Below are 23,274 nucleotides of genomic sequence, written 5' to 3'. Positions count from 1 at the left end.
AACACCTAAAACAATACGTCCACAACGCGCTCGTAGCTCAGTTGGATAGAGCGACAGCCTCCTAAGCTGTAGGCCACAAGTTCGATTCTTGTCGGGCGCACCAGAATGAAATTAAGGACTTGGACGTAAAAATCCAAGTCCTTTTTTCATACCTCAAAAAGCATTTTCACCCCTATTTCCAACCTTCCCGCTACAAAGAGCTATCGCTTGATAGCGCTCCTGATAAACCCTTCGACGTTTTTGCTCTGTCAAAACCTGTTTACTGCCTTTTGGAGAAATGAGCCTGAAAAAAATTTTCTTTAGCAGAGGCAAGGGCATCCGGGAAAACCGGATACCCTTCAGCCAATTTTATTCGTCCATCTCATCCGCTATGACGGTCAGAACGGCAATCACCACAGGTATCCATTTTCCGAGATTCATATCTTTTCCTTTCTATCTGGTTATGAAGCGGGACAAACGGCACTGGCGGACAGTTCCGTAGTCCCACTCGATATGTCTTCCAAGACACAGCGGCATCCTCGTCAAAAGCCCAAGGCGGCACAGCCGGCAGGTATCCGTCATGCGTTCCTCCTCAAGGCATCTTCGAGCAGCCCGAACAGTGCCGGGGCAAGCTGTGGAAGCGTCTCAATGATGCGGCTGGCATGCGGCGGCGACGAGGGGAATCTCTTTTCTGATCGGGAATCGCCTATGTTCCGCAACTTGAATCCGTCACCAGCCGTTTGACGGCCTTTGAGATGGTTCTCCTCGGTATGGTCAAAAACCTCAGGTGGAAAGTGAACGATAAACAGATCGAAAAGGTGATGGACACACTGGCTGAGCTTGGGCTTGATAGCCTGAGTCGAAAACCGGTATGCAGCTTGAGCGGCGGTCAGAAACAGCTTGTGTTCATGGCGCAGGCGTTTGTATTGCGTCCCAAGGTCTTGCTGCTGGACGAACCTACAAATGCGCTTGATCTGCCCCATCAGCTTGTCGTTATGGGTTTGGCCCGGAAGTATACGCAGGAAAACGGAGCGATTACACTTTTTGTCGTACATGACCTCATGTTGGCGTCGCGATCAGCAGTCGCTTGCTGATGCTTCATGAAGGGCGGATTAAGGCGTTCGATACGGCGGAACACGTGCTGCTTCCATACTTGCTCGGCGACGTCTACGACGTGGAAGCGAGCGTCGAACGGACGCTCCCCGGCTTTTTGAATGTTATCCCCGTGAGGCCGTTGTGAGCAGGAGCCATCTGGAAGCGATTCGGATCTATTGGTCGGGAAGGGTTGCTGCCTATGCTGCCGTCAACGCCGATGAACTTGATAATGTTCAGGCCAAGGTATGGGATGAGCTGATCGCAGAACAGCTTCCGTGGAGCCATCCTCTCCGCATCCTCGACATAGGATGTGGTCCCGGCTTTTTTTCCATACTCATGGCGCGCCGTGGGCATGAGGTTACGGGGGTGGACTACAGCGGGGCTATGATGGAATGTGCCCGGCAAAACTTCAAAAAATATTCCGCGGAGACAAGGGCGCGTTTTCTCAAAATGGATGCTCAGCATTTGACATTCGGGGATAATGCCTTCGATGTCGTTTTGAGTTGCAACCTCACGTGGAATCTGGAACATCCGGGCAGGGCGTACGCGGAATGGCTGCGTGTCCTCAAGCCCGGCGGCGTCCTGCTTAATTTCGACGCCAATCGGCATGTACATCTATTCGATATGGAGTTTGCCCGGCTGTACGCGGAAGATGCTCAAAAGCTGCGTGACATGGGGTATGCCGTCGAAGATGAACATGGGGATCCGGCTTGGACGAGCTGATCCCGCAGCTCCCCCTCAGCCGTGAACAACGTCCGGCATGGGACAAGACGTGTCTCGAACGGCTGGGCTGTCGGGATGTGTTTGTCAGGACGGCGTTGCCTCCGGATATCATGAACATCTATTACCGGATTCGGTATACCCATACTCCAATGTTCCTCGTGAGGGGAATCAAACAGGGAGAATTATATGACGGAATTGGAAGCGATACGGCGTTACTGGAATACGCGGGCGGAAGGGTATTCCCTGAAGACCGCATACGATCTGCAACATGCGGAAACGGTTTGGCTGGAACGCCTGCGCCCGTTTCTCCCCGAGTCCGGTAGGCTGGAAGTTTTGGATATAGGATGCGGGCCGGGGTTCTTTTCCATTCTGCTGGCTCGGCTGGGACATTCCGTAGTCGCCTTCGACTACACGGAAGGGATGCTGGAACGTGCTTCCCAAAATGCAGCCGAAGCCTGCGTATCTCTTACGGTACGGCAGGGTGATGCTCAGGCCCTTCCGTTCCCGAATGCCGCATTCGATCTGATCGTGTCCCGCAATCTGACGTGGAACCTTGAAGCCCCGGAAACGGCCTACGCCGAGTGGCTGCGCGTCCTCAGGCCGGGAGGACGCCTCGTCAATTTTGATGGCAACCATTACCGCTACCTTTACAGCTCCCCCTATGCGGAGGAGCTGAAACAGCCTGATTATACGGACGGACACAATCCTGATTTCATGCTCGGCGTCGATCCAGCGCCGATCAACGCCATTGCCGCAAACCTGCCTTTGAGCAGGGTCGATCGTCCGCAGTGGGATGTGGAAACGCTCCTCAGGCTGGGAGCGGGCAATGTGACGGTTGATGTGGAACGAAAACATTTCATGGGCGGCACGGGACACCCCATATCCATCATTAAGGGCTTCATGGTTTCAGCCCAAAAAGAAGGGTAATCCTAAAGGCTGTGTCATAAAAATGGTTGATGCCTTTTTCCTTGAAGTTCCAAAGGGATAACCGAAAAAATGCCTTAGCCCTGTATTCCGCCAAAAGAAAAACCGAAGAGAAAAGGCTGTATTTTCACCGCACTATTGAGATGAAGCAACCACATGCTATGACAGAGCCACCTTAAAAAACAAGCCGTTCCCTCTTCCGGATAGATTGGAAAGGCTCTGTCATAGCATCTGGTTGTTTTATTTTTTACAATATACTGAAAATATAGATTTTTTAGATCCTTCTCGCTGATGGGCTCCGTGATTGGGGCATTTTATGAGTTATTCCTTTGGAATTTCAAGAAAACATCAACCGTTTCCTATGGTACAGCCATTGGAAATCTTTGCCCTCGCGCCGAGCTTTCTTTTGGAGCGGGAGCGCAGTTCACAACTGCAACTGGCCTTACTGGTACAGAAAAAGCAGAACAGCCTGTTCCAAGATCAGAGGATATTACCCTGTAGAGGCTGGCTTTATTCGGTAGGGTCAGGGACTCTGGTTAAAAACGCAGCTCGCTACCCTGCCTTCTTCGGTAATCATTGCCTATATTCCCTTTTGGTGTTACGAAATAAAAAAAAATATTACCTTGATGTACATCGTCAGATGGGATTGACGTCCTCAAGGGTGCTATCCAGTGTGGAAGCGGTACAAAAAAGATTTATAGTTCAAATTGTTAACGGAGAGAAGTCATGGCTGTGAAAAAGCTGTTCGTCGTTATCATCGCACTCTTGGGGCTTGCGGGGTGCTCGCAGGAGGAACCCGCCTCCAAAGCAGAAGCGCCTCGTACGGAACTGGCGTATGCAAGTACGAAGGATATTCGAAATATCAATCCTCATTTGTATTCCGGGGAGATGGCGGCGCAAAACATGGTGTTTGAACCATTGGTCGTCAATACGGAGGAAGGCGTCAAGCCTTGGCTCGCGGAAAGCTGGGAGATATCTCCCGATGGGAAGGAATACACCTTCCATCTTCGGAAAGACGTCACCTTTACGGATGGAACGCCTTTCAACGCCGAGGCCGTTAAAGCGAATATGGACGCTATCGTGAGCAACCTTCCCCGGCACGCGTGGTTGGATATGGTCAACGAAATCGACCGCAATGAGGTCGTTGACGAATATACCTACAAGCTGGTGCTCAAGCATCCCTACTACCCTACGCTGGTAGAGCTGGGGCTGACCAGGCCTTTCCGTTTCATTTCTCCGAAGTGTTTCATTGATGGCGAAACCAAGAACGGCGTGTCCGGCTATGTCGGCACAGGGCCGTGGGTTCTGACCGAGCACAAGGACAAGCAGTATGCCGTGTTCACGCGAAATGAACGCTATTGGGGACCTAAGCCGGCTCTGGAGCGCGTACGCTGGAAGGTTATGCCGGATCATCAGACTATTCTGCTTGCACTCCAGAAGGGGGAAATCGATCTGATCTTCGGCTCTGACGGTGACATGCTGAACCTCGATACGTTTGCTGCATTGCAAAAGGAAGGCAAGTACAAGACGGAGATCAGCGCCCCCATCGCCTCACGGGCCATCCTTCTAAACGCACACCAGCCGATTACCAAAGATATCAATGTACGCGAAGCATTCCAGTACGCCATCGATAAGAAGGCCATCGTCGACGGCATACTCAACGGTTCGGAAACGATAGCCGACACGTTGATGGCCAAGACCGTTCCCTATTGCGACGTTGATCTCCCGGTACGCTCCCATGATGTCGCGAAAGCCAATGAACTGATGGAAAAGGCTGGCTGGAGCATGGGCAAGGACGGATACCGTTACAAGGACGGCAAAAAGTGCGTCGTCACCATCTACTATAATTCCAACAACGCACAGGAACGGACCATCAGCGAATACATGCAGAACGATCTCAAGAAGATCGGCGTGGAACTCAAGATTGTGGGCGAGGAAAAGCAGGCGTTTCTGGATCGGCAGCGTACTGGCGAATTCGACCTGCAATACTCCCTGTCGTGGGGGACGCCGTATGATCCGCAGTCCTATCTGTCTTCTTGGCGCATTCCCGCTCACGGGGATTATCAAGCGCAGGTCGGCTTGGAACGCAAGGAGTGGCTGGATAAGACGATCACCGCGCTTATGATCGAGTCGAATGAGGATATCCGTAAGAATACCTACAAGGAATTGCTGACATATATCCATGAGCAAAGCGTGTATGTGCCTCTGAGCTATTCGCGTACCAAGGCCGTACATGTCCCGGCTCTCAAGGGGGTTACGTTCAGCACCTCCCAATATGAAATTCCCTTTGAAAGGATGTCGTTCTAGGCCGTGTCGTCATTCTACCTGTAACTATTTGAAATTTTTGAAAGCAATAGCTTTTGCGATTTAAAAATAGTTAAATGATTTCAATAGATTATATCTAATTGACGACACGGCCTATCGGACTGGTTCGGGAGGCGCATCTCCCGAACCGCTGCAATGCCTAAGGAGCTTCGCATGGGGAGTTATCTTTTTCGCCGCCTGCTCAACCTCATCCCTATCCTTATTGGGATTTCGTTTCTGTCTTTCGTGCTGATCACTCTGAGCCCCAGCGACCCGGCGGAAGTGGCCGTGCGTGTCAATGAAGTCACTCCCACTGAAGAGGTGCTTGCCGAAACCCGTGCGAAGCTCGGTTTGGATAAACCCTTTTTGACGCGTTATGTGACTTGGCTGAACAATTCCTTACATGGGGATTTCGGCAACCGTTATGTGGACGACAAACCCGTGCTTGGCGAAATCCAAAAGGCGCTGCCCGCGACCCTCGTCCTTGCCGGGGCAGCTCTGTGCCTGACGCTTGTGTGCAGCCTCTCCGCCGGGATCGTCTGTGCGTTGTATGAAGGAACCTTTCTCGACCGGCTCATCCGGGGCTGTGTCTTTCTTGGCACGGCCATGCCCAGTTTCTGGGCCGGGCTTCTCCTCATGTGGCTGTTTGCCGTCAAACTTGATCTCGTTCCGACGAGCGGGATGGACGGCCCCAGCTCCGTCCTTTTGCCTGCGGCCACGTTGTCTCTTGCATATATCGCCACCTATACGCGGCTCATCCGCGCCAACATGATTCAGAATAAGCAGGAAAACTATATTCTCTACGCACGGATGCGCGGTTTGTCCGAGCGCGCGATCACCCGCCATATGCTCAAGAATTCACTTCAGGCTTCGCTGACGGCATTGGGGATGTCGCTGCCGAAGCTTATAGCCGGAACTTTTGTCGTGGAAAGCATCTTCGCGTGGCCCGGTATCGGAAGGCTTTGCGTGACCGCGATCTTCAACCGTGATTTGCCCGTCATCCAAGCCTATGTACTCATTATGGCCGTTCTTTTTGTAGTCAGCAACTTATTGGTGGACATCTTGAGCGCTGCTGTCGATCCCCGGCTGAGAAAGGAATTCTAGCATGCCCCTGTGGATTCGTCTGAAAAGAGACAGAGTAGCGCTGCTTTGCATGGGGTTCTTGAGTGTTGTCCTTGTATTGGGCCTCCTCGCTCCCATACTTCCCTTGTCCGATCCCACGCTTATCGACATCAGGGACAAATTCGCGCCGTGGAGCTGGCACCACCCCTTTGGAACGGATCAGCTTGGGCGTGACGTGCTTTCGCGCCTTATTTACGGCATCCGTGCCACGGTGTTTCTGTCCCTGCTTACCATGGCCATAACCGCCGGGCTGGGGGCGAGCATCGGCCTTGCCGCCGGATTCTTCCGCAACCGTATCGACGATGTGCTTATGCACATATGCGACGTAATGATGTCTTTTCCCAGTGAGGTCATGATTCTTGCCATTGTGGGCATGATGGGGCCGGGGCTGGAAAACGTGGTCATCGCCAATGTGGCGGCGAAATGGCCATGGTATGCACGGATGATCCGGTCCATCGTCCGGCAGCATTCCGATAAGGACTACATCCGGTTTGCCAAGGTCGCCGGCGGATCATCCATCAGGATCATGATGCGGCACCTGTTGCCCGGCACGGCCGGCGAACTCTTTGTCCTGACAACATTGGATACGGGGAGCGTGATTCTGATGATTTCAGCGTTGTCTTTCCTCGGTCTGGGCGTGCAGCCCCCTACTCCGGAGTGGGGCATGATGCTCAATGAGGCGAAGGAGGTCATGACCATGTACCCGTTACAAATGATCCCGGCGGGCATGGCTATTCTGTTGGTTGTGGCAGCATTCAATTTTTTAGGCGACAGCCTGCGTGACGCTTTAGATCCCAAATACGTGGGCAGGGAACGTTCATGAGCTTGCTTGAAGTGCAGAGCTTGGCCGTCCGAGATGCCCTTACCGGGACGCTGCTCGTACGGGATGTGCATTTTCGTCTTGAACCGGGAACCTGCCTTGGCGTTGTTGGGGAAAGCGGCAGCGGCAAGTCGCTGACGTGCCTGGCCCTGTTGGGGCTGACGCCTCCTTCTTTGCGGGTTTCCGGCAGTGTACGTTTCGATGGCATCGACCTTTTGCGGGCAGGCCGGGAAACCGTGCGCGACATCCGCGGCAAGCGAATTGCCATGATAGTCCAGCAACCGATGACGGCGTTCGATCCTCTTTACTCCATGGGGGCACAGTTTCTTGAAACACTCCGAGCGACGACATCGTTTTTTTCGGAAAAAGAGAGTATGGGACGCATCGTTGCGGCTCTGGAGATGATGCACATCCGCAATCCGTTGGATGTACTCAAAAAATATCCGTATCAGCTTTCCGGTGGCATGTTGCAGCGGTGCATGATCGCGGTGGCGCTGCTTCAGCGGCCCGATATCATTATTGCCGATGAGCCAACAACAGCGCTGGACTCCATGAACCAACAGGAGGTTGTGGCACAATTCCGCTGGATACGGGAGGAATTCGGCACCAGCCTGATTTTTGTTTCCCATGATCTTGGCGTCGTCCATCAGCTTGCGCAGGAAGTCTTGGTCATGAAGGACGGTGTAGGCGTCGAATACGGCGGATCGGAGCTGTTCTCCGCTCCACGGCATCCCTATACCCGTTATCTCGTGGACACGAGATCCACGTTGTCCAAAGCCTTCGAGAGGGTGATGCAGTGTCGGTAGCATATCGGGAAACGCCGTTGCTTGAAGTCCGCAATGTCTTCAAAAGTTACCCGGTACCAGGAGGCTTTTGGAAGAAAAAACGGCAGCCGATCCTCAGGGGCGTGAACCTCACACTGTCCGAAGGCTCTTCCGTAGGGCTTATCGGCGAAAGCGGCGAGGGGAAAAGCACGCTCGGAAGATTGATCCTTGGCTTGGAACAGCCGGACAGCGGACAGATAATCTTGGAAGGCCTCCCTGTTAAGGTCTGGAGCAAGGAACATCCTGGGCAAATGAGCGTTGTGTTCCAAGATTATACGTCCTCCGCCAATCCGAGGTTCACGGTGGAGGAACTTATCAGGGAACCGTTGGATATCCTGCGGCTGGACACATCATGTGCAATCCCGGAACTGCTTGAGCGGGTTGGGCTCCCGAAGACGCTGAGGAACCGCTACCCCCATGAGTTGAGCGGGGGGCAGCTCCAGCGGGTGTGCATCGCACGGGCCATAGCGGCCAAGCCCCGTTTCATCGTATTCGATGAGGCCATCAGTTCGCTTGACGTGTCCGTGCAGGCGCAGGTGCTGGAACTGCTGTTGGAGCTGAAAGGGGACATGACCTACCTGTTCATCGCGCATGATGTTCAGGCGGTTACCTACTTATGCGATCGCATTCTGTTCCTTCATGAAGGAACCATCGTGGAATCCTTGGAGAAGGAACATTTAGCAAGGGCATCCAGCGTATATGCACAAAGGCTCCTTCAATCGGTCATCCCCTTTGCCCCTGACGCCAGCGTCACACCAATATGAGGCTCTATCATGAAATTTTCCTCCCAATCGCTTGACGAACGCATCGAGCGTTATTGGTCGCGGAGAGCGCAAGGTTTCGGTGCTGTACGGCGATATGAACTTTCCAGTGAAAAATCCCGTCTCTGGCTATGTGAAATCGAGCCGTTTCTCCCTTCGGGCCCCCTGCAAATTCTTGATGTAGGTACGGGTACGGGGTTTTTTGCCATCCTGATGACGGAGCTGGGGCACGCTGTGACGGGCGTTGACTTGAGCCCTACGATGATCGACTCCGCGCGCGAGACGGCTCAAAAGAAAAACATGCCCATTGATTTCCACGTGATGAACGCGGCGCAGTTGGCTTTCCCCTCCGCCCGGTTTGACGTCGTCCTATCCAGAAATCTGACATGGACGCTTCCTGACGTACGGGCCGCGTATACCGAATGGTACCGGGTTCTGCGTCGCGGCGGCGTCCTGATCAATTTTGATGCGGATTACGGTAACGTCTCCTTTGCACAGCAGACCGAAAAACTGAACCAGCCGAACGCACACGCCGCGATCGAGTCTGCATTGCTCAAAGAATGCGATGCGATCAAGGCCCAGCTGGATATCAGCGGCGTTCCCCGTCCTGAATGGGACATGCGGACACTGGGGGAAATAGGATTCACCGATATCCGTTGCGATACCCAGATAAGCGACAGGATTTACGCGGAAGTCGACGAGACATTCAATCCTGTCCCCATGTTCCGGCTGACGGCGGGCAAGCCCGGCTAGAGCTTTATTATGCATTCCCTCTGATATTTGCCTGATAGGGCCGTTTCCCTTCCGGGTCGTTTATTCCGGGCTCTCGCCTTGCGCCCTGTGCTTGGGGGAGAGCCCACCATATAAACCTTTAACGCTGGAGAGGTGATGATGAAACGTGCAGTGATGCTGTTCCTTGCGGCAGGCATTCTTTTAAGTATGGCGAGCGGGGCATGGGCCGCTGACGTAAGCATTAAGGGGCAATGGCAAAACGGTTTTTCCTGGGCTGATCGTAATCCTCTCAAACCGGCGAATGCTTCTGTTGACAGATTCAAGGCTTCCACGCGGTTACGCACGCAGATCGATATCGTGGCTTCCGATTCGCTCAAGGGCGTCGCCTTTTTTGAAGTGGGACATCAAAACTGGGGAACAAATGACGCCGCACTCGGAACGGATGGCAAGGTCGTCAAAGTGCGTTATAGTTATGTCGACTGGGCTATTCCGAAGACGGACGCAAAAGTCCGTATGGGCCTTCAGCCCTTCGACATCGCGACATTTGCGGTGCCGTACGCGGCGTTCATGACCGATGGTGCCGGACTTTCACTTTCTGGAAATTTCACTGAAAACGTGGGGGCCACGCTTTTTTGGGTTCGTGCGTACAATAACGATGAACGTACTGTTTCCCACGATGCGATGAATGTCATCGGGCTAGCGGTTCCGGTACAGTTTGATGGCATCAGGATGAACCCCTTCGGAATGTACAGCGCGATCGGCAAGGACACTCATTTCGGTGCCGGTGCCAATAACAAGACCGGAGTCGCCAGCGGATTGCTTCCTGTTGGTACGGAGAAGATTGTCGCTGACTCTCACGACAATCATGGCAATGCATGGTGGGGTGGCCTTTCCGCTGAAATGACGCTGTTCAGCCCGCTCAGGGTCGCCGTAGATGGCATTTACGGAAAGGTGGACATGGGGAAAATGGGCAATCAAGATCTGAAACGTGCGGGGTGGTATGCCGCACTGGCCGCTGAATATAAAACTGATTTTGCCACACCCGGCCTTACGTTCTGGTACGCTTCCGGTGATGACGCGAATGCACTTGACGGTTCCGAACGCATGCCCGTCATTGATAGCGACGTGGCATTAACCTCTTTCGGATATGATGGCGGGATGTATAACCGCTCGAACACGTTTAACGGTACGGACATCAGCGGTAGTTGGGGTATCATGGCTGAGTTGAAGGATATTTCCTTCATTGAAGCCTTAAGCCACGAATTCCGCGCAGCGATGATTAAAGGCACGAATAATACAGAAATGGTACGCAGTGGGGTGGTGGCCCATGACGCAATGGCCACTGTCGGCAATAATATGTACCTCACCACCAAAGACAAGCTGTGGGAAGTCAATTTTGATTCCCAATACAAGCTGTATGAGGGGCTTACTCTCGCCTTCGAGCTTGGGTATATCTATCTCGACGCCGACAAGGAACTCTGGAATGACTTGTATAAGGAAAACAACTTTCAGGCAGCTTTTAGCGTAACCTACAAATTCTAGATCCAACCTTCCTAAAATGAAAAGGTATGCATGCGTATTGAGTGCCGTGCATACCTTTTCAAACAAAGAGAGGTTCAGATAAAGAATATCCTTTTATTTGGCTGATGCGCTGCGTTTGGCACGGACAGCCTGACGGATCCAATCATACCATTCATTGAATCCTTCTCCCGTACGACAGGACAGTTTAAAAAGGCTCTGTCATAGTATGTGGTTGTTTTATGTCTATAGTACGGTGAAAATACGGCTTTTGTATCTAATTTTTCCGTTGGCGGAATCTATAGCTAAGGCATTTTGTTGGCTATTCCTTTGGAACTTTAAAGAAAAAGCATCAACCAGTTTCTATGACACAGCCTTTAAAAATAGGCAAATCGGTGTTGAGGCATGAGCATACCGTATGCCGCCTCTGCATCGAAGTCCAGATAGGGAAGCAGATCGATCTTGCTCAAGATCATAACACTGGCACAGTTGAAGGGATATGGATATTTTTCAGGCTCATCATCTCCTTCAGGCACACTCAAAAGGGCGATTTTGGCATCCTCGCCGCAGTCGAATTCCACGAGGCAGATGAGATTTTCAACATTTTCGATGAACAGGATGCCGATTTCATTTAGGTCGAAAGCCCCTAGCCTTCCATATAAGGTTGCTGTCGAAGCAGCATCCTCTTCGCAATCCTAGTAGCCCGGTTACCGGCGCAACACCTTTCCGCAATTTTGAGAATACACAACTTCGTCTCCCGATCCGCGTCGAAAAGCACACTCGCTTTCACATGCTCATACGCAACCAGTGTGAAGCGAACCGCCATGTCCATTTCGCGCTCGGAGATCAAACTTTCGGAAGGACCATCATTTTCGCATAGGTGGAAAATTCCTGCGAGCCTGAGAGCCTGCGGGGGACGCTCGAACGCACCAGTCCCTGATCCGAATCCCCGCCTCACTACAGCGTGTTTCCCTATCTATGTAATCGTAAAAACTCCGAAGATGCTCCACTGCGCGATCAAGCCGCAGAGACTTCGTATGCTTATAATACTCATTATGTAAGAAAAGGCTGTGTTATAGAAAATGGTTGATGCTTTTTTCCTTGAAGTTCCACAGGGATAACCGACAAAATGCCTTAGCCCTGTATTCCGCCAAGAGGAAAGCCGGAGAAAAAGGCTGTATTTTTCACCGCACTGTGGCGATGAAACAACCACAAACTATAACAGAACCTAAGAAAAAGTACTCTCGTAGTTGCTTTGGCAATTGAATGTTTTCAGGATAATCAGTTACCACCTCTAGAGGAGGTGATATGGCTATAGCCCCCTCTGAGGGGGGACTCACCGAACAGTTAAAAGGTTATTCCCTAGGTAATAGATGTTGATCCTCATATTTTCGTACTCTTCTTGGTTGTATGTATGCTCGCACTGTCGCTTCGTCAAAGCCTACCGTGCCTACACAGTGACCTCGCGCCCTAAAGTAATACCCGGCAAGATTTTCTCTCGTCCAAGGCAGCGTTTATGGATCAAAATAGCAGATTTTCCTTTCAGACGTCCTATCACCTGTGCCACTCCATATCTTGGGAGATGCTCAAGCTCATATGGATATGATCGGACATCACATGCCCTTTCACCAACTTTATGCCAAACTGATTGCACAATTCTCGAAACAGACTTCCTCTTTCTGCTCGAATTCTTCCAAATAGCACTTTTTACAATATGTTGGAATGAAGACGACGTGATACAGGCAGTACCACGTCACATGGAACCGTTTGTTCCATTCATGCATAGGCTCATTCCTTGGCATCCACTCGGTGGGAATGCTGTGGTTTGAGCCTTTTTATTTACAGCCTTATCTCAACCCCGATACGGTTGAACCTTGTCGAGCCACACCGCCGGAGGCAGTGGTTTAACCGATCTGAAATTATTTTTGGTATTCTTGAAATATATAAACAAGCTCTAATAAAATATTATTTTTCTATTTAATAAACAGATATAGGTTAATTATCAATTTATTCCTTTGAATTTAAAATATATTGATGCTTTTTGTCTCAGGATATAACAATTTATGGCTTCTGCCTGAATCTAAGGAAAGCATTCTGGTCGGAAACACTAAAATGTGAAAAGAATATCTTAGCAAAGAGTCATTATAATTTTATTGATATTTTACATAAAATGAGGTATTTTAAATTGTGATAAGCGTCTGAATCGCTCTCTAACGAGGAGGTATGCATGAGTCCGTTCAGTAATGCTTTTGAGAAGAAGTGGTTTTACATCTTTATGTTCTTTTATGTTTTTATCATGCTCCCTTTTCCCTTTTTCTACAACACCGAGTATGAGCCTTCCTGGTATGGGATTCCCAACTTTGTTTTCGGATGGATCTTCAACTCCGTAGTTGTTGTGGCTCTAATATTCCTGTGGCGTCATCAGTGCCTGTCCCGTCCCGAATATCAGGAAGAGGAGTAGGTGAGCATGCAAGAAGAACTGTTGACGCAAACAATACCATTTCTAGTGGTCATGATCTCCTATATTGGACTTATGGCCTACATCGGCTACTACGCCACTCAAAAGACCAGAACCTTCAGCGACTATCTGACCATGAGCGGCAAGGCTGGAGCTATTTTGAGCGGACTTGCCTACTTTGCGACTCAATACAGCATGAGCACGTTCATGGGCGTACCGGGCACCATCTACCATGTCGGCTACGCCGGGATGTCAGTGTCCGTTCCCGGCATCGTGTTCAGTATGCTCATTCCCGCACTGCTGGTTGGCAGGCGTCTCATTCGGCTTGGCCACAAATATGGGATGCTTACCATGGCGGACTATCTTTCCGACCGCTATGAATCCATAGGAATGCGTGGCTTTCTGGCCGTCATCATGATTATTTTCCTTGTCCCAATGATGGGTGCGCAGACCATCGGCGGCGGGATCATCTTCTCCACCTATACGGGAGCTCCCGAATGGCTGGGTATCGTGATCATGGGGATCACGGTAATCGCCTACTGCATTACTGGCGGCATTAGAAGTATCATGATTACGGACGTCATTCAGGGATGTCTTATGGTCGCGACGGCCGTGGTGACCTTCTTTGCCGCGCTTAAGCTCGGCGGCGGCATGGAACTCATCAACCAGAAGCTCTCTTCCACCAATGTGGGGCTGATGACGCACCCAGGCGTTAATGGCGGCATGCCGTGGGCAAACTACGCTTCCATGATCGTGATGTGGAGCTTCTTCACCATCGGTCAGCCCCATTTGTTCACCAAGTTCTTCACCATGAAGAACTACAACGTCATGTTCAAGGCCGTCATTCTGGGCACGCTGGGCATGCTTTTCTCAGCGACGCTTATTGAATGGTGCGGCGTGCTCGGGCGCGTGTCCTTCCCCGATCTGGTTGGGAAGGGGTCCGACTACGTCGTACCATACATCCTGCATGCGGGCGTGCCCAAGGTGGTTTCGGCGCTTATGGTTGCAGGCATTTTCTCGGCGGGTATGTCCACTATATCCGGTATTCTGCTAACCACCACCAGTGCCATCACCCGCGACCTGTATCAGAAGATTTTTAGACGCGGCGCCTCAGATGAGGATGCGCTCAGGCTGTCGCGCTATGTGACCGCCGGACTCGGCGTCCTGGCTATTCTTATCGGTATTTCCAAGCCTGCGAGCATCTTCCAGTTGGTTCTGTTCGCGTTCGGCGGCCTCGGCATCTGGGCTGCGCCCGTTCTCGTCGGGATGTACTGGAAGCGCGCTACCAAGATGGGAGCCGTCGTTTCTGTCGTTTGCGGCGAAATCATTTACGTATTGCTGGTCCTTAAGTTCCAGAGCCTTACATTTGGCTTTAATCCTCTGATCATTGCGTGGCTCATTACGGTTCTGATCCTTATCGGCGTCAGCCTGTATACGAAGCCCGTGAGCGCAGAGACCATCAGACGGCACTTTGAAGAACTGGACGGCCAGAAGAAGTCAAATTAATCTACTATCTAACTCTGTTGAATTTCGGGTAAATTCCCGAATCTCACCGGGAGTCTTAGGATTCCCGGTGAGAACAAATTTTTCTGTGTGGCTTCCGCGGGGGAAAAGCCCCGACAAGCGGCGAGCCCGTATCGCCGCAGGCGCAATCCTTGAGAGGCATTTCAAGCTCGAAACGCCTTTCTGCCATTCATAGAGGCACCGATAACGGGACCTTCTGAAGTTGAAATCGGCAAACCGAGTTCTTCCCGAAAAGGAACTCGGCCAACGAGCGGAAGGCGGCATTCACCAAAACACATGGAGGCACGATGTTTCTGGCTCATCTCAACTGGCAAGAGGCGGAATCCGTCCTGAAGGCGAAAGACCTCGTCGTCATCATCCCATTGGGCAGTACCGAGCAGCATGGCCCGCTGGGGCCGTTAGGCACGGATTTCATCATTCCTCAACATCTGGCCGAGCAAATCGAGGCGAAAACCAAGGCGCTGGTCGTTCCCACCATGCCTTTCGGCGTTGCCGCCCATCATACTGATTTTCCGGGAACCATCGACATTGGGCTTGAGGGGCTTACCTGCGTCATGCGGGGCGTGGTCGAAAACCTCATGAAGCACGGAGCCCGCAGATTCCTATTTCTCAACGGGCACGGCGGTAATGACCCGGCTCTGGATAAGGTTGGGCTGGAAACATTTCGGGCTGGAGGACTCTGCGCCCAGATCAACTGGTGGAGTTTGGCTCCGGCTCTCAATTCCCAATGGATCACGGGGCATGGAGATGCGCAGGAAGTCGCCATGATCCGTGCCATCGACAACAGTCTGATTCGGGATGATTCACTGATTCCTACCACGGTCAATCATTTGTCCGCTGAACTCCGCAATACTCATCTGAATCAGGTCCGGTTTGGCAATGCCGCGGTGAAGGTCATCCGGGATGTCCGATCCACGGTCAATTCTGGGGGATTCGGCGGACTGGAATCTGGACTGGGCACGCAGGAATGGGGCAAGGAAATGCTGGAAGCTGTGGTGGACTACTGTGTCGGGTTCGTCGAGGCGTTCCGTCAGGTAGACATCGAGGGAGCGCATCGGCATGTCTGAGCTTGAAACCCTGCTAGCGCAGGTGGATGCGGATAGGCTGATGGCACATGTCCGCAACATCACACAATTCGAGCGAATTCCGGGCAGCGACGAGGAACGGGCCGCGTTCGACTGCATTGAGAAAGCCCTTGTAGCCTGCGGTCTTTCCCCCCAGCGGCAAATGTTGCCCGCATACGTCAGCATTCCCGTGTGCGCGAAGTTGACGGTCGCTGGAGAAGACATCCCATGCACCGCTCATTCCATGCTGCCGAGCGCAGAGCTGAATGCTGAACTCGTGGAAGTGCCTGATGCTGCCTCCATCCTTCATTGCAATGTGGTAGGAAAGATTCTTCTGATCGATGGTCTGGCCATGGCTCCCACCGTGCGTGCAGCTCAAGAGGCTGGTGCCTTGGGCGTCGTGTTCGTTGCCGGTTCCCGGCATTATCACAAAATGATCGTTTCCACGGTATGGGGAAGCCCGGAGCCAGACGACTGCACCGCTTTTCTGGGCATCCCTGCCGTGACCGTGAGCTACAGGGACGGCGAACGCATAAGAAGTCTGCTACGGCGATCCGTTGAGGTTCACATGGCTACGGCGGTCGAGAACAAGTGGATGGAACTTCCTGTGATCACTGCGGATATCGGTAGAACGGACAAAGGCTATCTTATGCTTACCGGGCATGTGGACAGCTGGTACAAAGGAGCCATGGACAATGCCTCTGGAAATGCCGCGTCCCTTGAGATAGCTCGCATTCTGGCTGCCGAGCAGTCTTTTTTGCGGCGCGGCGTGCGTGTGGTGTTCTGGTCTGGGCATTCTCATGGGAGGTATGCCGGTTCTACCGCATTCTGCGATGCGTTTTTTCAGGATATTCACGACAATGCATTCCTGCATGTGAATGCAGACTGTCTGGGCGGCTGCGGCGCAACCCTGTTGAGTCAAGGCGGTTGTATGGCTGAATCATGGGCACTTGGCGACTTCGCCATCCGCACGGTCACGGGAGAGGGTTTTGAAGGTACCCGTTTCAGCCGTTCCTGCGATCAGTCGTTTTGGGGAACGGGGACTCCTTCTCTATTTTCCAGCGTTTCTGAGCAACCCAAACCGGAAACCGAAGATGCGGCCTCAAAAGCATTCGGCCTCATGTTCGGAGGCAGCAAGAGCGGTGGCTATGGATGGTGGTGGCATACTGAGGCGGATACGGTGGACAAGATTGATCCCGAATTGTTGCGGCGGGATACACGGATCTTCCTTGCGGCTGTGTACAAGGCCTGCGCCGACCCTGTCATTCCTCTGGATATCCGGGCTGGATTCGCCGAGTTTGCGGAGCAGGTTCGCGACTATGCGGCGACAGGGAACGGTTTAGATTTCAGACCGTTGCTATCTCGCATTCAGTGGGTGGAGAACCTGCTGGCTTCTCTGGATTTGTCCGGCGATACGGAGAAAGCGAACAGGTTGATTCTGAAATTTGAGCAGAAACTGGTCCCTCTGCTGTACGTCAAGAAGTCCAGGTTCGGGCATGATGCCGCATCCCGGCAGGCTCCTTTGCCCTTGCTGGAGGAAGTGCCTGCCTGGGCTGCGGAGACGAACGCGCATCGGCGCCATTGTCTTGAGGTGCTGCTGAAAAGACGCCTGAACGAATTGACCTTTCGGGTAGGCGAATTAGTCGAGCTTCTGGAAGAGCTCCATGAAAGGACATGATTCTTTCTTCGATGGTGGAAAAGCTACCCGGCGCGGACTGTATGATTGCGGTCCGCGCTATACCGTTTTATGCGATAGCCCGTCGGCCAACCCAGATCTGGAAAGGACCTGATTTGTCGGGCTGGAAGTTTTGCGCGCGGGAGAAGGTAATGTTACCGGTGCGTGTGCGAACAACGCTGCGGGAACGAGATGCCATAGTGGACAATGGCAGAAACGCCCTTCGGAAAAAATGAGCTATGCATGATCGATGCAAAGTTCTTGTGGCGCTTGATGCCTCCGCTCATGTGACCGCCCAACGTACGGCGGCGGTTGCGGGAGGATAGTACAGCATTTTTATCAATACCACAGCGGGCAACGGGCATGATACGATTTTTCTGGCTGAACTGACCGGAAGAATGAGACACGTTTACGCCTTTGACGTCCAGACTGCGGCCCTGAAAAGCTATCAGGAACAGGCTTGAGGCGACCCGGTTGTCTATGGACGGTTGGCTTTAAACCCGAAGCCTATACCTTTCATGTTGAAAAGACATTACACGCATGCAGCGCGGCAAGATCCGAAAGGGGACGGGGGAATACGAACATTCATACCAGCACCGTCTTGAGCTTGTGGCCTTTAGATGTTCATAGATGTGCTCAACCTCTCCCTGCATACGCCAATAGCTCGACTGTTTCGGTACTTGAATCCATTCGCTCAAGTTTTGGGATATATAGGTCTAATTGCCCACCAGTTTTATTCTTTGCGGCCACCTTGGGGCTTTGATCCTAGACGCTCTGTATGTGACATTAAACAAGGCCATTCTTTCGGATACCAGTAGAGGGAAGTTTGTGTAGGACGAGAGCCAATCTATAAAAACAAAAGATAACGCGAATTGACTCCCCAAACGAATTGAAAAGGCTGTGTTATAGAAAATGGTTGATGCTTTTTTCCTTGAAGCTCCAAAGGAATAACCGGCAAAATGCCTTATCCGTGAATCCCGCCAAGGGAAAAACCGGAGAAAAAGGCTGTATTTTTCACCTCACTGTGGAGATGAAACAACCACAAACTTATAACAAAGCCATTGAAAAAGAATCCACAGAGGTAGCCGGTGTTTCTCATATGCACCTGTAAGGCTCTGCCATCAGCAACACCTTAACAGGCACATAACGATCTGGCATTGACATCTCTGTTATCTGCCGCCCGTAAACGGGCTCCCGGAACAGGGAAGGAAAGCTGTGTATCCAGTTTATCCTCTTCCAGTTTTTTTATGCAATACTTAATCTTCTCTTTATTTTGCCTGCCGTGTCTATGTAATAGCCCCGGCACCTAAATCCGTGATTGCGGTATTTAAACTTCAAATCCCAAAACGCGCGTAGAGCATCAGGCTGCTTTTACCCTTCAGATATTCTATAAATTCCAATACGCCCATCTTGGGCTGTATCTCAAGCAGCATATGGATATAATTCGGACAGCATTCCGCTTCAACAATTGTTACTCCTTTCCATTCGTAATGCCTGCGCAATATCTCGCCGATCCCATGCTCCTTTTCATCATAGAAAACCTATCTGCAATATTTGAGGATAACCACCAATAATATTTGCAGTTTCATTTTGTGCGGACTAAACTTTGAACGTCACTCATTGTGACTTCCTTTTGACTTGTTGCCGCTTGCATCTGCCAGACCATAATACTTTGCTAACAAATCAAAATTGTTACTATACGAAAGCTCTATAAGATTTTGGAGACCTCCCACCTAGTTGGGAGGTTTTCTTTCTATACAAAAAGGGGAGCACTCAAAAAGTGTTCCCCTCTTTAGAAAATTAGCAGATGCCTACTTAGCAGACAAATCGCTTATCCTTCTTGGTTTCTTCTCTAACGATCTTAAAGAGGACAGGACTCAAGAGCAACAAGCCCGAAAGGTTGGGGAAAGCCATGAGTGCATTGCAAGTATCAGCAAGCAGCCAAACAACATCGAGAGCTACGAGACCTCCGACTCCTACAGCTATGCAGTAGATAATCCTAAAAGGAACTTGTCCTTTATCACCAAAAAGATAAATGATGCAACGTTCTCCATACACGCACCAGCCAAGGGCCGTCGTGAAGGCGAAGAGAGCCAGACAAATGCTTACTCCGTATTCACCAATGGAAGACAGGGATGAGGCAAAGGCTGTAGCGCTAAGAACCCCTCCATTGAGTCCACTGGACCAGAGAGGGTCTCCTTCTGGAGTCGTGCCAACCAAAATAACAAACCCTGTCATCGAGCAAACGATAATAGTATCGATGAATACATCAAGCATACCGATAGATGCTTGAACCAGTGGGCTTTCAGCGGTAGAGGCGGCATGGGCCATGGGAGCGGTGCCAAGGCCAGCCTCGTTGGAGAAAATACCACGCGCCATCCCCATCTGAATAGCCATCATGATAGTTGCGCCAACAAAACCACCCTGAGCAGCAGTAGGCGTAAAGGCGTCAGTTACAACCCATACAAAAACTTGAGGGACGCGATCTATGTGCATGATGATAATGACCAAGCACATGATAATGTACAACCCTGCCATGAACGGAACCAGTTTGCCAGCGACAGCACCAACACGCTTGACGCCTCCCAAGAGGACCAAAACGCACATGACGACCAAGATTCCGGTCACAAGATACTTATTAAGGCCGAACGAGGAAACAAGGTTGCCGCATATAGCATTGGCTTGAACCATAGCGCCGGTGCCGATACAGGCCAGTGTTCCAAAAACGGCGAACAGCACTCCAAGCCATGCCCACTTTGGACCAAGTCCGTTCTTGATGAAGTACATAGCTCCGCCTACCCAGTTGCCGGCAGGAGTTTTTTCACGAAAATGGACAGAGAGGAGCACTTCAGAAAATTTGGTCATCATTCCAACAAGGGCAGTAACCCACATCCAAAAGAGTGCCCCTGGGCCGCCAATAGCTATAGCTGTAGCCACACCAACAATGTTACCCGTACCAATGTCAGCAGCAATAGCTGTCATCAAAGCATTCCAAGGAGATATTTCACCATGACTGGATTTATCTGAGCGACCTTCCCATAGGCATTTATAAGCTCGGATCCAATTGCGAAATGAATAAAATTTAAGACCTATATTAAGGTATAAGCCTGTTCCAACCAGCATGACTAACATGACAGGTCCCCATACAAAACTATTAATGGGGGTTAGGATATCTTTGATAAGCTGCTCCATGATACCCTCTACATGTTTGAGTGTTCAATCTAAATTGTTTGAACGTTCAATTTAAAATTTCCATCCACCCTGATGCATATATGCGAGCACTCTTTTGATAGATCAAGAGAGCTATTAGATCAACAAAAAATGAGACCGTGATAAACTGGGGAATTTATCACGGTCCATTTTTGGGGGAGACTACAATGGAAGGTAGTCTTTACCTTTATTTATCATCATATCAACAGTATGTCCATACTTGATTCATTGCCTTTTGCATAGTGCTATAAAATTTGATTGATTACTCAATGTATCCTCTTTGGTGTGAAATTACCTGTAACACCTATTTATTAACTACAAGAAAACATTTATATATTTCATCAGAAATAGTATACCCTAATTTATAAGCCCAAGAATTATTAACTGAGATAGGAGTTAATAGAAAAGGGAAGGTAGCTGGTTGAGCAAAAGGCATGGCACAACGGTCCTACCGAGTCGCTATGCACTATCAATTCTTCAGTTTGCAGAATGTATTTTCAATGGCTGTTATAGAAAATGGTTGATGCTTTTTTCCTTGAAGTTCCAAAGGGATAACCGGAAAAATGCCTGAGCCGTGGCTCCCGCCAAGGGGAAAACTGGAGAAAAAGGCTGTATTTTTCACCGCACTGTGGAGATGAAACAACCACAAACTAGAACAGAGTCTTTTCAATAAGATGCCGACGGTTATATCGCATCTTATCAAAAGAAATTGCTTCATTTCTGTTTTTCAGGAGGGATGTAGACCGTCATGTCCTCAGCTTTCAAAGATTTTCTACAACCACTCAACATTATATGATAAATTCTGTAAACTCAATCTGCAAAGATGATCGTGCGTACGGTGCGTTGTACAGAACGCATTGAATACATGATAAAATATTTATTCCAATCTATAGTAAATCCAAAGAGCTATCGTTTCACTCAAAAAATAGATTTTTCTTTTTTCAAAAAGAAATCTGTTGAACTTTTCAGCATATAATATGCCTGATACGTCTCAATTGATCACGAATGAACCGTTTACCAATGATGACAATATCAATAAACTCATTTTTAATTTTTTATATCTGGTTATATTACTAAAAAGACAATAACAAATAAACAATAAATAAAAATAGTAAATAAATCTATATATTAATATAACACAAATAAGATAAAAATATAGATTATTACAATCCTCTATAGATGTAAAAAACGATCAAAATGGCAAGACTGCAATTGTATCTGTAAGCCTTGTAATACCAGATAAAAGAGTCACAAATGATTTTTGTTCCGTATATCCTTATTCTCATTTTTAAAAATATTCTTGAATTGACCAAAAACAAGGTTTTAAATCTATTAAACAAAAGACTGAACTTTCCCACAAATCATCAAAACATCTCTTAAAACGGCTCTCAGGACGATAAAAATAGATTCCGGGGAGGAGGCAAGCCTGCCAGCCGTAATCAACTCTCCCTCATTCGCAACAAGGCTCAGGAACAAAGGAAAAATTCAGAAGAGCTTGCCGAAACGAGTCTCCTCATGTTTCTGGAAAAAGGTCTTGATCCGGTCCAGGGTGTTTTCGATCTCCATATCCCCGATTCCTCCGTGCTCCTTGATCCAAGCGAAAAAACTAAACTGGGCCGCACGTGAGGCCGTTTTTTCCGGCCACGGAAGGACACCAAAGTCGATGGCTTTTTCTCCTGCGGTAGCTATCAGTCCGAATCGCTGGCACGCACGTTTGACTTGCCCCGAAGCAGCTTTCGGGCACACGTCCTGAATAAATTCGCTACTCATCTGCTTCGCATCAGGGACATGCTTCTCAAGCCCATCGACAAGACATCCGAGGACTCTCCGAAGTGCCGTTCCATAAAACCGTCCGACAGCTCCAACCAACTGTTGGCTGAAACTGTTCCTATTCAATCCACTAGGAATATAGGTAAAAATTCCTTGTCCTGTTCCTCCATCCGCCGGGATGTCCAGCACTTGGACGGCCTGTCCGGGCATAGCTTGCCCTCGTCCGTCTTCCGCAATCTTGTCCACAAGCGTCAGCCCTTCCGTAGACATGAAGGACAACCGCCACTCCTGTATGGCCTTGGCATTGCCTTTCTTGTTGGCGCGAGCCTTCCCTTGACCGTTTGCCAGCATGTAGGCAACCTCGCTCACGACACGCGAAGAGGCCTGTCCGATTTCGTCAAGACAGAAGAGGTGGTCACAGTGTGCCGCAGCAGTACCCTCAAGGGCGTTGTCGGTAGCCCGCCATTGGCGGATATAGCCATGCCTTGCCTACCTCCACCGCTACAGACAGAACCTGCCACCTTGATGGCAGTCGTTTTGCCGCAGAAAGAAGGCCACCACCTTCAAGTCCACAGGGTTCGAGAAGTGGTCCTGTAACAGCAAGGCTGTGTTAAAGTTTCCGGTTGATACAGCAATCAGAGGTCATTCATCTGCCCCTGTTTCAGCGGAACATTCGCTGCCGTGGAGACGGCCGCACTTCCAGCGCGGTGAAAGGCACCCTCCGGCAACGGCTGACGGCGCTTCGTCTCGCGCGGCTTCGCCGCTCTCGAC

General features: G+C 50.4%; 22 protein-coding genes, 1 tRNA gene and 2 pseudogenes. 18 read left to right on the top strand and 7 right to left on the bottom strand.

The features are described 5' to 3' along the window. The first annotated feature begins 26 nt into the window (after nt 1-26). A tRNA-Arg gene (locus AC6I1V_RS13575) sits at nt 27-103 on the top strand. Nucleotides 104-432: 329 nt separating this feature from the next. Here AC6I1V_RS13575 and AC6I1V_RS13570 read toward each other — a convergent pair. Then, the gene (locus tag AC6I1V_RS13570) at nt 433-561 is read right to left on the bottom strand and encodes a hypothetical protein (protein WP_486854457.1); all 129 of its coding nucleotides are present in this window, start codon (nt 559-561) and stop codon (nt 433-435) included. A gap of 173 nt (nt 562-734) precedes the next feature. On the opposite strand from AC6I1V_RS13570, the gene AC6I1V_RS13565 reads away from it, so the two are divergent. The 12 genes from AC6I1V_RS13565 (at nt 735) to AC6I1V_RS13510 (ending at nt 10,826) form a co-directional block, all read left to right on the top strand. After that, on the top strand, nt 735-1,073 hold the full coding sequence (locus AC6I1V_RS13565; protein ID WP_486854456.1) for an ATP-binding cassette domain-containing protein: 339 nt from the start codon (nt 735-737) through the stop codon (nt 1,071-1,073). Next, nucleotides 1,073-1,219, top strand: coding sequence for a hypothetical protein (locus AC6I1V_RS13560; protein ID WP_486854455.1), 147 nt, complete (start codon nt 1,073-1,075; stop codon nt 1,217-1,219). The genes AC6I1V_RS13565 and AC6I1V_RS13560 overlap by 1 nt, the downstream gene beginning before the upstream one ends. Further along, on the top strand, nt 1,216-1,797 hold the full coding sequence (locus AC6I1V_RS13555; RefSeq protein ID WP_486854454.1) for a class I SAM-dependent methyltransferase: 582 nt from the start codon (nt 1,216-1,218) through the stop codon (nt 1,795-1,797). The genes AC6I1V_RS13560 and AC6I1V_RS13555 overlap by 4 nt, the downstream gene beginning before the upstream one ends. Nucleotides 1,798-1,983: 186 nt before the next feature. Further along, a complete protein-coding gene (locus AC6I1V_RS13550; protein WP_486854453.1) occupies nt 1,984-2,724 on the top strand; it encodes a class I SAM-dependent methyltransferase in 741 nt (246 codons plus the stop codon). Between the two features lie 313 nt (nt 2,725-3,037). Further along, nucleotides 3,038-3,457, top strand: a complete 420-nt coding sequence (locus tag AC6I1V_RS13545) for a hypothetical protein (RefSeq protein ID WP_486854452.1) — start codon at nt 3,038-3,040, stop codon at nt 3,455-3,457. Continuing rightward, nucleotides 3,448-5,028 carry a nickel ABC transporter substrate-binding protein gene (nikA, locus tag AC6I1V_RS13540; protein WP_308770472.1) on the top strand — a complete coding sequence of 527 codons (1,581 nt, stop codon included), beginning with the start codon at nt 3,448-3,450 and terminating at the stop codon, nt 5,026-5,028. Before AC6I1V_RS13545 ends, nikA begins: the two co-directional genes overlap by 10 nt. A 171-nt stretch (nt 5,029-5,199) precedes the next feature. Beyond that, on the top strand, nt 5,200-6,129 hold the full coding sequence (gene opp1B / locus AC6I1V_RS13535; RefSeq protein WP_308770473.1) for a nickel/cobalt ABC transporter permease: 930 nt from the start codon (nt 5,200-5,202) through the stop codon (nt 6,127-6,129). A 1-nt stretch (nt 6,130) separates the two neighbouring features. After that, a complete protein-coding gene (gene opp1C / locus AC6I1V_RS13530) occupies nt 6,131-6,970 on the top strand; it encodes a nickel/cobalt ABC transporter permease (protein WP_497737074.1) in 840 nt (279 codons plus the stop codon). Further along, nucleotides 6,967-7,773 carry an ABC transporter ATP-binding protein gene (locus AC6I1V_RS13525; RefSeq protein ID WP_486854450.1) on the top strand — a complete coding sequence of 269 codons (807 nt, stop codon included), beginning with the start codon at nt 6,967-6,969 and terminating at the stop codon, nt 7,771-7,773. The genes opp1C and AC6I1V_RS13525 overlap by 4 nt, the downstream gene beginning before the upstream one ends. After that, nucleotides 7,764-8,555: an ABC transporter ATP-binding protein gene (locus AC6I1V_RS13520; protein ID WP_486854449.1), complete on the top strand. Its 792-nt coding sequence runs from the start codon at nt 7,764-7,766 to the stop codon at nt 8,553-8,555. The genes AC6I1V_RS13525 and AC6I1V_RS13520 overlap by 10 nt, the downstream gene beginning before the upstream one ends. A gap of 9 nt (nt 8,556-8,564) precedes the next feature. Then, nucleotides 8,565-9,305 (top strand): class I SAM-dependent methyltransferase, encoded by a 741-nt coding sequence (locus AC6I1V_RS13515; protein WP_486854448.1) that lies wholly within the window; start codon nt 8,565-8,567, stop codon nt 9,303-9,305. 138 nt (nt 9,306-9,443) lie between these two features. Then, the gene (locus AC6I1V_RS13510) at nt 9,444-10,826 is read left to right on the top strand and encodes an outer membrane homotrimeric porin (protein WP_486854460.1); all 1,383 of its coding nucleotides are present in this window, start codon (nt 9,444-9,446) and stop codon (nt 10,824-10,826) included. Between the two features lie 328 nt (nt 10,827-11,154). On the opposite strand, the pseudogene AC6I1V_RS13505 reads toward AC6I1V_RS13510, so the two are convergent. Continuing rightward, nucleotides 11,155-11,486, bottom strand: a pseudogene (locus tag AC6I1V_RS13505) (P-loop NTPase family protein); the annotation flags it as partial. Nucleotides 11,487-12,356: 870 nt separating this feature from the next. Continuing rightward, nucleotides 12,357-12,506 carry a transposase gene (locus AC6I1V_RS13500; RefSeq protein ID WP_497737073.1) on the bottom strand — a complete coding sequence of 50 codons (150 nt, stop codon included), beginning with the start codon at nt 12,504-12,506 and terminating at the stop codon, nt 12,357-12,359. A gap of 523 nt (nt 12,507-13,029) precedes the next feature. On the opposite strand from AC6I1V_RS13500, the gene AC6I1V_RS13495 reads away from it, so the two are divergent. From AC6I1V_RS13495 to AC6I1V_RS13480, 4 genes are all read left to right on the top strand, one after another. Next, nucleotides 13,030-13,263, top strand: a complete 234-nt coding sequence (locus AC6I1V_RS13495) for a hypothetical protein (RefSeq protein WP_308770478.1) — start codon at nt 13,030-13,032, stop codon at nt 13,261-13,263. Nucleotides 13,264-13,269: 6 nt separating this feature from the next. Further along, complete coding sequence (locus tag AC6I1V_RS13490) at nt 13,270-14,766, top strand: sodium:solute symporter family transporter (protein WP_497737105.1); 1,497 nt, start codon at nt 13,270-13,272, stop codon at nt 14,764-14,766. Nucleotides 14,767-15,071: 305 nt separating this feature from the next. Beyond that, a complete protein-coding gene (locus AC6I1V_RS13485; RefSeq protein ID WP_308770480.1) occupies nt 15,072-15,851 on the top strand; it encodes a creatininase family protein in 780 nt (259 codons plus the stop codon). Further along, nucleotides 15,844-17,526, top strand: coding sequence for a M28 family metallopeptidase (locus tag AC6I1V_RS13480; RefSeq protein WP_497737072.1), 1,683 nt, complete (start codon nt 15,844-15,846; stop codon nt 17,524-17,526). Before AC6I1V_RS13485 ends, AC6I1V_RS13480 begins: the two co-directional genes overlap by 8 nt. 152 nt (nt 17,527-17,678) lie before the next feature. Here the strand turns inward: AC6I1V_RS13480 and AC6I1V_RS13475 are convergent, their stop codons facing one another. Continuing rightward, nucleotides 17,679-17,930: a hypothetical protein gene (locus tag AC6I1V_RS13475; RefSeq protein ID WP_497737071.1), complete on the bottom strand. Its 252-nt coding sequence runs from the start codon at nt 17,928-17,930 to the stop codon at nt 17,679-17,681. A 512-nt stretch (nt 17,931-18,442) separates the two neighbouring features. Between AC6I1V_RS13475 and AC6I1V_RS13470 the strand changes: the two genes are divergently transcribed. After that, complete coding sequence (locus AC6I1V_RS13470) at nt 18,443-18,634, top strand: hypothetical protein (protein ID WP_497737070.1); 192 nt, start codon at nt 18,443-18,445, stop codon at nt 18,632-18,634. 58 nt (nt 18,635-18,692) lie between these two features. On the opposite strand, the pseudogene tnpA reads toward AC6I1V_RS13470, so the two are convergent. The 3 genes and pseudogenes from tnpA to AC6I1V_RS13455 all read right to left on the bottom strand — a co-directional run bounded on the left by tnpA (nt 18,693) and on the right by AC6I1V_RS13455 (nt 22,977). After that, nucleotides 18,693-19,144 (bottom strand): annotated as a pseudogene (tnpA, locus tag AC6I1V_RS13465) (IS200/IS605 family transposase). Nucleotides 19,145-19,338: 194 nt separating this feature from the next. Then, nucleotides 19,339-20,715, bottom strand: a complete 1,377-nt coding sequence (locus AC6I1V_RS13460; protein WP_308770482.1) for an alanine/glycine:cation symporter family protein — start codon at nt 20,713-20,715, stop codon at nt 19,339-19,341. Between the two features lie 1,503 nt (nt 20,716-22,218). Next, nucleotides 22,219-22,977: a DUF927 domain-containing protein gene (locus AC6I1V_RS13455; RefSeq protein WP_486854447.1), complete on the bottom strand. Its 759-nt coding sequence runs from the start codon at nt 22,975-22,977 to the stop codon at nt 22,219-22,221. Nucleotides 22,978-23,274: the final 297 nt, after the last annotated feature.

It is taken from the genome of Bilophila sp. T19-St14, from assembly GCF_059728385.1.
The sequence above is the reverse complement of the archived record's forward strand: the minus strand, read 5'-3'. Positions and strand labels throughout refer to the sequence as shown.

What these genes read in the sequence shown, in the direction of transcription:
- AC6I1V_RS13515 (WP_486854448.1), top strand. Translation starts at nt 8,565, where the DNA reads ATGAAATTTTCCTCCCAATCGCTTGACGAACGCATCGAGCGTTATTGG.
- opp1C (WP_497737074.1), top strand. Translation starts at nt 6,131, where the DNA reads ATGCCCCTGTGGATTCGTCTGAAAAGAGACAGAGTAGCGCTGCTTTGC.
- AC6I1V_RS13490 (WP_497737105.1), top strand. Translation starts at nt 13,270, where the DNA reads ATGCAAGAAGAACTGTTGACGCAAACAATACCATTTCTAGTGGTCATG.
- AC6I1V_RS13570 (WP_486854457.1), bottom strand. Translation starts at nt 561, where the DNA reads ATGACGGATACCTGCCGGCTGTGCCGCCTTGGGCTTTTGACGAGGATG.
- AC6I1V_RS13545 (WP_486854452.1), top strand. Translation starts at nt 3,038, where the DNA reads ATGAGTTATTCCTTTGGAATTTCAAGAAAACATCAACCGTTTCCTATG.
- AC6I1V_RS13560 (WP_486854455.1), top strand. Translation starts at nt 1,073, where the DNA reads ATGCTTCATGAAGGGCGGATTAAGGCGTTCGATACGGCGGAACACGTG.
- AC6I1V_RS13470 (WP_497737070.1), top strand. Translation starts at nt 18,443, where the DNA reads ATGCTTTTTTCCTTGAAGCTCCAAAGGAATAACCGGCAAAATGCCTTA.
- AC6I1V_RS13510 (WP_486854460.1), top strand. Translation starts at nt 9,444, where the DNA reads ATGAAACGTGCAGTGATGCTGTTCCTTGCGGCAGGCATTCTTTTAAGT.
- AC6I1V_RS13480 (WP_497737072.1), top strand. Translation starts at nt 15,844, where the DNA reads ATGTCTGAGCTTGAAACCCTGCTAGCGCAGGTGGATGCGGATAGGCTG.
- nikA (WP_308770472.1), top strand. Translation starts at nt 3,448, where the DNA reads ATGGCTGTGAAAAAGCTGTTCGTCGTTATCATCGCACTCTTGGGGCTT.
- AC6I1V_RS13460 (WP_308770482.1), bottom strand. Translation starts at nt 20,715, where the DNA reads ATGGAGCAGCTTATCAAAGATATCCTAACCCCCATTAATAGTTTTGTA.
- AC6I1V_RS13525 (WP_486854450.1), top strand. Translation starts at nt 6,967, where the DNA reads ATGAGCTTGCTTGAAGTGCAGAGCTTGGCCGTCCGAGATGCCCTTACC.
- AC6I1V_RS13550 (WP_486854453.1), top strand. Translation starts at nt 1,984, where the DNA reads ATGACGGAATTGGAAGCGATACGGCGTTACTGGAATACGCGGGCGGAA.
- opp1B (WP_308770473.1), top strand. Translation starts at nt 5,200, where the DNA reads ATGGGGAGTTATCTTTTTCGCCGCCTGCTCAACCTCATCCCTATCCTT.
- AC6I1V_RS13495 (WP_308770478.1), top strand. Translation starts at nt 13,030, where the DNA reads ATGAGTCCGTTCAGTAATGCTTTTGAGAAGAAGTGGTTTTACATCTTT.
- AC6I1V_RS13565 (WP_486854456.1), top strand. Translation starts at nt 735, where the DNA reads ATGGTTCTCCTCGGTATGGTCAAAAACCTCAGGTGGAAAGTGAACGAT.
- AC6I1V_RS13485 (WP_308770480.1), top strand. Translation starts at nt 15,072, where the DNA reads ATGTTTCTGGCTCATCTCAACTGGCAAGAGGCGGAATCCGTCCTGAAG.